The organism is Bradyrhizobium sp. WSM1743 (assembly GCF_000473065.1).
Lineage (GTDB): Bacteria > Pseudomonadota > Alphaproteobacteria > Rhizobiales > Xanthobacteraceae > Bradyrhizobium.
This window is the reverse complement of record NZ_AXAZ01000125.1, coordinates 1-9,315: the sequence shown is the minus strand read 5'-3', so window position 1 is coordinate 9,315 and position 9,315 is coordinate 1. Positions and strand designations below refer to the sequence as shown.

At 62.1% G+C, this 9,315-nt stretch carries 4 protein-coding genes; 3 read left to right on the top strand and 1 reads right to left on the bottom strand.

Annotated elements, in window-relative coordinates; genetic code table 11:
* From YU9_RS43895 to YU9_RS43890, 3 genes are all read left to right on the top strand, one after another.
* Positions 1-3,123 (top strand): VCBS domain-containing protein (locus YU9_RS43895; protein ID WP_051380667.1); only part of this gene is annotated, 3,123 nt, incomplete at its 5' end.
* Between the two features lie 25 nt (positions 3,124-3,148).
* Positions 3,149-3,295 carry a hypothetical protein gene (locus tag YU9_RS49460; RefSeq protein ID WP_198028369.1) on the top strand — a complete coding sequence of 49 codons (147 nt, stop codon included), beginning with the start codon at positions 3,149-3,151 and terminating at the stop codon, positions 3,293-3,295.
* A 294-nt stretch (positions 3,296-3,589) separates the two neighbouring features.
* Positions 3,590-3,874, top strand: a complete 285-nt coding sequence (locus YU9_RS43890) for a hypothetical protein (protein WP_245266713.1) — start codon at positions 3,590-3,592, stop codon at positions 3,872-3,874.
* Between the two features lie 137 nt (positions 3,875-4,011).
* On the opposite strand, the gene YU9_RS49455 is transcribed toward YU9_RS43890, so the two are convergent.
* On the bottom strand, positions 4,012-9,315 hold a 5,304-nt coding region (locus YU9_RS49455), incomplete at its 5' end, for a hypothetical protein (protein WP_027577308.1).

The window sequence follows — 9,315 nt, the reverse complement described above, 5'->3', positions numbered from 1 at the left end:
ATCCTCGGCACCAACGACGCCGCGATCCTGTCGGCCGACACCCGCAACCTGACCGAGACCAACTCGGCGACGGACATCTCGACCTCCGGCACGCTGACCATCAGCGATGTCGACAGCCCGGCGACCTTCGTGGCGCAGGCCGGCACCGCCGGCAGCTACGGCACGTTTGCGATCGGCACCGACGGNGCCTGGACCTACACGGCGAGCTCCGCCCATGACGCGTTCGTGGCCGGCACCACCTACACCGACACCTTCGACGTGGTCAGCGCCGANGGCACCCACACCGCGGTCACCATCAACATCCTCGGCACCAACGACGCCGCAACCGTCTCTTCGGACTCGAAGTCCGTCACCGAGGCCGACACCGCCACCGCACTCAACACCTCGGGCCAGCTCACCATCACCGATCCGGATTCCGGCGAAGCCCACGTCGTCGCGCAAACCAACGTCCACGGCACCTACGGCGACTTCACGATCGATGCCAATGGGGCCTGGAGCTACGCCGGCAACGGCGCCCACAATGAGCTCACCGCCGGGCAGCAGGTGCAGGACCAGTTCACGGTGACAAGCCAAGACGGCACCGCAACCGGCATCGTGACGGTGACGATCACCGGCAGCAACGATGCGGCCACGGTGAGCTCGGACTCGAAGTCCGTGACAGAGGGCAATGCCGCCTCCGCGCTCAACACCAGCGGCCAGCTCACCATCACCGACCCTGACACGGGCCACGCCCATGTCGTGACGCAAACCAACGCGCACGGGACCTATGGCGATTTCAGCATCGATGCCAATGGCGCCTGGAGCTACGCCGGCAACGGCGCCCACAATGAGCTCACCGCCGGGCAGCAGGTGCAGGACCAGTTCACGGTGACAAGCCTGGATGGCACCGCCACCGGCACGGTCACGGTGACCATCACCGGCACAAATGATGCGCCGCTCGCCGTGAATGACACCGGTGCCGCGACCGAGAAGGGCGGCACGGCCAACGGATCGGGAGGCACCAACGGCAGTGGCAATCTGCTGACCAATGATACCGATGTCGACAGCGGCAGCCTGACGGTTAGTGCGATCCGCACCGGCGGCACTGAGGGGGCCGGCACGGCCGGCACTTTGGGCGTCGGCCTGGTGGGCGCGCACGGCACGCTGACACTCAATGCCAACGGCAGCTACACGTACGTAGTCAACGAGAACGACGCAACCGTGCAGGCCCTCAACGTCGGCCAGTCGACGACCGACACCTTCAACTACACCGTGACTGACGGCAGCCTGACCGACACGGCGCTGCTGACCGTTACCATCAGCGGCGCCAATGACGCGCCGGTCAACACCGTTCCGGGGCAGCAGACCGTGGGAAATGGCTCAACAGCAACTTTCACGCTGAGAGTCAGCGATGTCGATAACGGCATCGAGACTGTTTCGCTCTCGCTGGGCAACTCTCCGCAATCGTCGACCGGCATTTTGACACTCTCCACGACATCAGGCCTTACATTCAGCTCCGGTGCCAACGGCACGAAGGCCATGACGTTCTCCGGCTCGATCTCGGACATCAATGCGGCCTTGGCTAGCGTGACGTTTAGTGGTGGGTCGAACAACACCACGCGGACGTTGACAATGACAACGACCGACGCGGGAGGCCTCGCCGACACTGACACCGTCACGATCGTGAAAGGGAGCGGAGCCACTGTCCTTGCGCCCGCCGGTATCGCTGGCGAGGCCATCAATCTGGCTCTGGTCGATCCTTCAGACGATCCCAACGATGTCATCACCGTCACGATCAGCGGGGTGCCCTTAGGCTGGAGTCTGAGTAACGCTACGAATAACGGCGATGGCACCTGGACTGCTCAGACAAATGATGTGCAGTCGATGACAATCACTTCGCCGCTAGATTTCGTGGGTGCGGTGATGCTGAACGTCACGCAAACCTGGACGAACGCCGATGGCACGACGGGAACGGCAACCGTATCCGACAATGTCGAAGCCTATGCGCAGGGATCGCCGATCTTTGCTGTGTCGGGCGACGACCATCTGACGGCCTCGAGCGGGAGCGACCTGCTGGTGTTCGCGCAGCCGATCGGACACGACGTGGTTTATAACTTCGACGCGATGCACGACCAAGTCGATCTGATCGATTACGCCAACTTCACCTCGTTCGCCGACGTCCAGGCACATACTGTGAGCGACACCAACGGCAACGCCGTGATCGAGTTGGGAGAAGCCCAATCGATCACTTTGCAAGGTCTCGATCCGACGGCGCTCACATCGAGCAATTTCGTGTTCGATCAAACCCCCGTTACGGAAAATTCCGGCAGCCTGGTGATAGGCGACGGCGCGTTTCTTCCGTTGAGCGGCACCATCGACAACACGGGTACAATTGAGTTGAACTCGACCGGAAACGGAACAAAACTCGAGCTGATCGAACACGGCATCACGCTCCAGGGTCATGGGCAGGTCGTGCTGTCCGACAGCGATCAGAACCTGATCACCGGAACGACCTCAGACGTCACGCTGACGAATGTGGACAACACGATCGCCGGCGCGGGCCACCTCGGGGACGGGATGATGGGACTGGTCAACAAAGGCATGATTGTCGCCACCGGCATCAATGTGCTCGATATCGATACCGGGACGAACACCATCGTCAATTCCGGAACGCTTGAAGCGACTGGAAGCGGCGGGATGGTCATCGACAGCAACCTTGATAATTCTGGGCTGCTGTGGGCGCATGGAGCCAACATCACCCTCAATGGCAGCGTCACTGGCGGCGGCACCGCCTTGATGGATGGAGTAGCCAAACTCGAATTCGGAGCCGCCTCATCGACCAAGATAACGCTTAATGCTGGAGCCACCGGCACAATCGTGCTCCACGACTCCTTCGACTTTAGCGGGGTCGTGTCCGGATTTAACGGGGATGACCACCTCGATCTCCTCGATGTGGCATTCGGGGTCGGCACGACCGCGAGTTATGTCGCAAATCAGGCCGGCACTGGAGGAACCCTGTCAGTGACTGACGGAGTCCATACCACCGACATTGCCCTGTTGGGCCAGTACGATGCCGCGGGCTTCCAGACGGAGGCAGATAAGAACACGGGAACGCTTATCAGCTATCACGACTTTCTGGTCTGACGTTGCGAGGGGATGGATCGGGCGAATGTTGCGGTCCGGTGAGCCTGCCGAACATTTGCCTGTATCCCGGCTGCCCGCGACCGTGATGATCCCGACCGTTCCACAAACCGCGCTCAAGCATATCGTCGGGCCACTCGCCATGTCGTTCAATCAATGGTTCCGGCAGAAATGACGCGTCCGGGAGAGTGATGGACGAGGCACCATCAGCCGCGCCGACCGGAGCGGAGGACCCAACCCTCAACTCTGGTCTGGACGCGGCGGAGGTCCGGGAGGGAGGCAGTCGCCCACGACCCGACCACGCCTGGTCCATATGCGCCCCTGAACTGCTGACAATTTCCGCCGGCCAGTTCATCTCCGCGGAAGGGTGCCGGGATCAGTTCCCTGCTACAGGACATTCTGCAGAGGAGGACCCGCGCAAAACGCCTCTCGCGAAAAAGCCATTGAGGCGGTCCTGCAGCACATCGACATGGTGGGGATCGATCCCGACTTCGAAGACCGGGCCAAATCCTACACGCAGCAAAATGCGCTGAGCTGGCGCATTGATCCCATCGCTGCGACCGAGATCGACACGCGGCTTGCGGCCTATGGCTTTGATCACCACGGCATCAGCACCGAAGTCCACGTGCAGGCGCGCGAGGCCTTGGTCCTGTTCGAAGGTTTGCTCAATGCCGCACAAGCCAAACGGATGTTGCTGCTTCGTGAGATCAGGAATCAGCGCTTCCTAAGTACACCGATGCGCCGGCCACGCTGAAAAATCAGATCGGCATCCCGAGCTTTTCATTCCGGCTTGCGCTCAGGGACAGCTTCAGTTCGATCGCGCAGGCCCGATGCGAAGCAACACCGCTCCCTTCCCGAGACGGTCTATTGCGACTCCGGAGCAAATTCAGGCTAGCTCACCAGGAAGTTGCCATTGTGCAACGCGCCAGTAGCGTTCAGCAGGCTGATCTCCATGTCGCTCGCTCCGTCGCCATCGATATCGATCTGAAGAGCGTCGTTGCCCGGACCGACATTCTGCAAATGGGCCGAGGCTTGGTTGCCGCCAAGCAAGGCCGCACTATCCAAATACTCGATGTGCCCCCCGGCCACGCCGATACCCGAGAAGGTAAAGCTGTCGTTGGCTGCATCGAAATTGTGGATGGTATCGGCAGCACCCTGGGCGGAGTCCGCGACGCTGAGGAAGCGGAAATTGTCCTGGCCTGCGCTGGCAAAGATTTCATCCGCACCCGCGCCGGCGGTGATCGTCGTGTTACCCGACGTGTTGCCGATTGTGATCCTGTCGAAATTTGCGGCGGCATTGATGTTTTCGACGTTTGTCACCGTGATGTCGTAGACGTTCGCGTTGAAGTTCAGCGTGTCGTTGCCGTCACCGAGATCGATCACGTTCGCCGGGCTGCCTTGCAACGTCAGAACGTCGTCCGACGAGCTCCCGTTGAGCAGGTTCACGTTCCACAGATTGTCGAACGAATTGCTGCCTGCGGCGAGATTTAGGACGTTGGCCGTTCCTTCTCCAAGATTGACCGTAACCCCGGACACGGTGTTCAACAGCGTGACCGTATCGTCTGACGGATTGAGATTGCCGGTAAAGTCACTGCCGTTGAGATTTTCGACGCCACTGATGCTGAGCGAATTGACGCCGTTGGCGAGGGAGATCCAATCGTTTCCGCCGCCCATATCGACGGCGATGCCGTTGACGTTATTTGTGAAGCTGAGCGAATTGTCGGCGGAATTGCCGTTGATGCGCTCGACGCCCGTCGCGGCAAATGCCGCGAAATTTCCGCCAAGGACGATCGTATCGTCGCCATTGCCGAGGTCGATCGCGATGCCGTTCGCGGCTGCGATCGCACCGGTGACAGTCAGGGTGTCGTCGCTCGCCGTTCCGTACACGTGATTGACATCGTAGATGTTCACGAACGAGTTCGCGCCGGCCGCGAGATTCATCGTGTTGTCGCCGTTGCCGAGGCTGATGTTCAGGCCCGTGACCGTCGTCGACAAGGTGAGCACGTCGTTGACGCCGGGCGTCGCACCGAAATCGGATCCACCCAGACCCTCGACGCCAATCAAGCTGAGCGTGTTGGCGCCGCCTGCGAGATTGAGCTGATCGTTGCCGCCGCCGAGGTCGACAACCAGTCCGTTGGCGGTCGTGGTGAGATTGACGAATTCGTCGTTGCCGCTGCCGATCAGCTTCTCGACACTCGAGAGATTGAGCGTGTAGCCGTTACCGAAGATGCCGTTGAGCAGGACGGTGTCGCCCGTCCCCGCCCCCAGATTGAGCACGTGTCCGAAGATGTTGGCTCCGACGCGAAGATAATCGTCTCCGGCCGTTCCGAGCACCGGTGCTGCGCCGGACAGTTGCTGCGTCGAGAGATCAATCGGGCTACCCGAAGCCCCCGTCGACTGCAGCACGATAGCGTCGCTGAATTGCAGCACTTCGACGTTGGTCAAGATATCCGTGCCGTCACGGTTCGCAACATTGTCTTGAACCTGGATCGTTCCCGCCGTCGTGACGGTGTATTGCGATTGCGTACCCGAGAAGATCACCATATCGGTGCCGGCGCCACCGTCGATCGTATCGTTGCCGCCCTGGCCGGTGATGCCGTCATTGCCGCCGCCGGCGTTGATCGTGTCGCCACCGCCGCCGCCGAAGAAAAACTCGTTATTTGAGCTGCCGACCAGCGTGTCGGCCTGGTTCGAACCCTGCACGCTGTTGACGCCGCCCGTGATGACGTCGGCACCGGCGGCACCGCTCACAATTCCCGTCGATAGGTCAACGGACACTCCGCCCCCGCTCGCCTGAGAATACGAGACCCGCGTATTGCCGTTTCCGGTGATGGTATCGTTGCCGAGCAGGCCTTCAAACAGATTGAACGTGCCGAACGATCCGGCCGAGGTCACGCCGGTGAAGCCCGCGGCATTGTAGGTATCATTCAGGTTGCTGCCGGTTGCACTGTTGACGCCCACATAGGTGTCGGTGCCGATCGAGCTGCCGCCGGTCGCAGTCCCCGCCTGCAGGTTGATGGTCACGGCATCGACCGCGCTGGAATAGATGATGCGAGTGTTACCGTTGCCGGTGATCGTATCGTTGCCAGCCAGGCCCTCGAACTGGTTGAAGTTGCCGTTGTTACCGACGTTGTTGGCGGCGCCGTTCTGGAAGCCGGCGGCGCCGAAATTCGTGGCCGTGAAGACATCGTTGAAAGTGGTGCCCTGGGCACCCTCGATCCCGCGGAACGTATCGTTGCCGATCGATCCATCACCGGTTGCGGTGCCCGTCGTGAAGTCGATGGTGACCGGGCCGGTGGAGAAGTAGATGTTGTTGTAGCTGATGATGTCGAAGCCACCGCGGCCGTCGATGAAGTCGTCGCCGGCAAGGCCGGTGAACGTCTCCATAGCCGTGGTGATGTTGCTGCCGCGGATGGTGTCGTTGTACATCGAAGCCATCACGGCGTTGACGCCGCTGAAGGTATCGTTACCCGTGGATGCGTCGCCGCTTGCAGTACCTGCCAGCAGATCGACCGTCACCGCACCGGTTGCGTTGGTGAACGCAACACGCGTGTTGCCGTTACCGGTGATGCTGTCGTTGCCTCCCATGCCGATGAATTCGTTGAAGGTGCCGTTGGAACCGGCATTTTGGCTGGTTCCGCTGAAGCCAACGGCGTTGAAGACGTCCGCAGCGTTCGAGCCACGCACGGATTCGACCGATCGAAGCGTGTCGGTGCCGACCGTCGCGGCGTCGCCCGTCACAATCCCCGAGGCCAGCTGGACGTTGATCCCGCCCACCGCGGCCGGATCAAGCGCGTAATCCGCCCGGTCGAAGCCACCCCGGCCGTCGATAAAGTCGTCGCCGGCGCGACCTTCGAAGATCTCCACGGTCCCGGCACCATTGGCGCTGCCAAGCAGTTGGTCGGCAAATCCAGAGCCGACAACACCCGCAAAGCCCGAGCCCACCAAGGTATCGGTACCAACCGAACTATCTCCGATCGCCGAATGGGCCGTTAAATCGACGGTCACGCTGCCCGTTGCGTTCGCGTAAGAGATGCGCGTCAGGAGCGCACCCAGGCTGTTCATTGCGCCCGTGATGGTGTCGTCGCCTCCGCGGCCTTCGAACTCGTTGAAGCCCACATTGGTGCCGGCAATGCCGGTATCGCCCGCAAAGCCGGTCGCGTTGAACGTGTCGGCGTAGTCGCTGCCGACGATGCTCTCGACGTTCACGAGCGTGTCGGTGCCGACCCCTGGACCTGTCACGGAGCCTGCGGCGAGATTTGCGGTAATGCCTCCCGTTGCCGCCGCATAGTCGGCGCGGTCGAAGCCGAGGCCGCCATCGAGCAAATCATTGCCATCGAGGCCCTTCAGGCGGTCGTTGCCGGCGAGGCCACTCAGGCTGTCAGCGTAGGCGGTGCCGACCAGCGTATTTGCGCCAGCGTCGCCGGTGAGATGCACGCCCTGCCCCAGGATGAAGTCGGCGGCCGTGAGGTTCGACAGCGTCACGTTCAGCAGCGTGAGGGTGTCGCCATTGCCGAAGTTGATAACCGTGTTCGGCCCCTGCTGTGTGGCCAGCGCTTGAATGTCGGCGAGGGTCGAGACACCCGGGACCCCTGTGAGGTCGATCTTATCGGCGTCCGCCTGCATGAAATCGCCGATGATGTCGGCGCCGCCGCCAGTGGCGTAGACAAAGGTGTCTGCACCCGTGCCGCCGTTCAGGGCATCGTTGCCGGCACCGCCACTGAGCAGGTCGTTGCCGCCGTTGCCGAACAGCTGATCGTTGCCGTTGGCACCGGTGATCGTGTCGTTGAAGTTAGAGCCCGAAACGTTGGCCACCCCTCCCATGATGGTGTCGTGCCCCACCGAACCGTCGCCATCCGCAGTACCGTTTGCGAGGTTGACGATCACGCCAGAGGTCGCATTGGCGAACAGGATCTGCGTGCTGCCGTTGCCAATGATGGTGTCGTTACCACCCTGGCCCTGGACAGCGTTGAAGCCGGCAAACCCGGCTGCGTCAAACACGTCCGCAAAATTGCTGCCGGTGGCGCTGTTGACACCGGAGAACGTGTCGTGGCCGACCGAGGCATCGCCGCTGGCCGTTCCGGCCTGGAAGTTGATGGTGACGCCGGCAGCCGCATTGGCGTAGATGATGCGGGTATTGCCGTTGCCGGTGATGGCATCATCGCCGCCGAGGCCTTCGAACTGGTTGAAGCCACCGTTGTTGCCGACATTGAGCGCACCGGCTTGGCCGTAGCCCGTTGCCACATAGGTGTCGGCATAGCCGGTGCCCTGAATGCCCTCGATCGAACGCAGCGTATCCGCGCCGATCGACGCATCGCCGGTCGCCGTGCCCGCCGCCATGTCGACGGTGACGCCGCCCGTGACCGTGCTGAGGCTGTTGTAGATCGCAGTGTCGAAGCCGCCGCGGCCGTCGATATAATCGTCGCCGCCCAGTCCCGTGAAGTTGTTGTTGAAGCTGCTCCCCAGCAGCGTGTCGGAGAACGTCGACCCCTGCACCGCATTGACGCCGGTGAAGCTGTCGGTGCCCTCGGTCGCACCCGTGGCGCTGCCGGCAACTGTGACCGCATTGGTGGTCCCGACGGCGCTCGTCTCGAGGTCGACGCTGACGCTCGAGGCTGCGATCTGGTAGTTCAGGCGGGTGAAGCCGTTGCCGATGATGGTGTCATTGCCGCCGGCGCCGGCGAAGTCGTTGAAGGTGCCGGAGGAGCCGACATTGGTGGCCCCGGCCTGACCGAACCCGGTCGCATCGAACGTGTCGTCGAAATTGGTGCCGCGGGCGGCCTCGACGCTGCGCAGCGTGTCGGTGCCGACCGTCGCATCGCCATTCACGACGCCGGCGGCGAGGTGAACATAGATGCCTGACGTGGTCGTCGTATCCGAATTGTAGGTAACCTGGTCGTAGCCGCCGCGGCCGTCGATATAGTCGTCGCCGCCGCGACCTTCATAGGTCTCGTAGGTGAACGCCGCGTTGTCGCTGCCATAGATCGTGTCGTTGTAGGCCGAGCCCCAGATCGTCGAGACGTTGGAGAAGGTGTCGTGGCCGACGGAGGCGTCGCCGTCCGCGGTCCCTGCCCCGATGTCGACGGTGACCGCGCTGGTCGCTCCCAGATAGGACAGCCGCGTCACGATCTGCCCGAGAGCGTTGACGGCACCGACGACGATATCGTTGCCGCCGCGCCCCTCAAACTCGCTCTG

Excerpts from the sequence above, each read along its gene's own strand:
- YU9_RS49460 (WP_198028369.1), top strand. The coding sequence starts at position 3,149 with ATGTTGCGGTCCGGTGAGCCTGCCGAACATTTGCCTGTATCCCGGCTG.
- YU9_RS43890 (WP_245266713.1), top strand. The coding sequence starts at position 3,590 with ATGGTGGGGATCGATCCCGACTTCGAAGACCGGGCCAAATCCTACACG.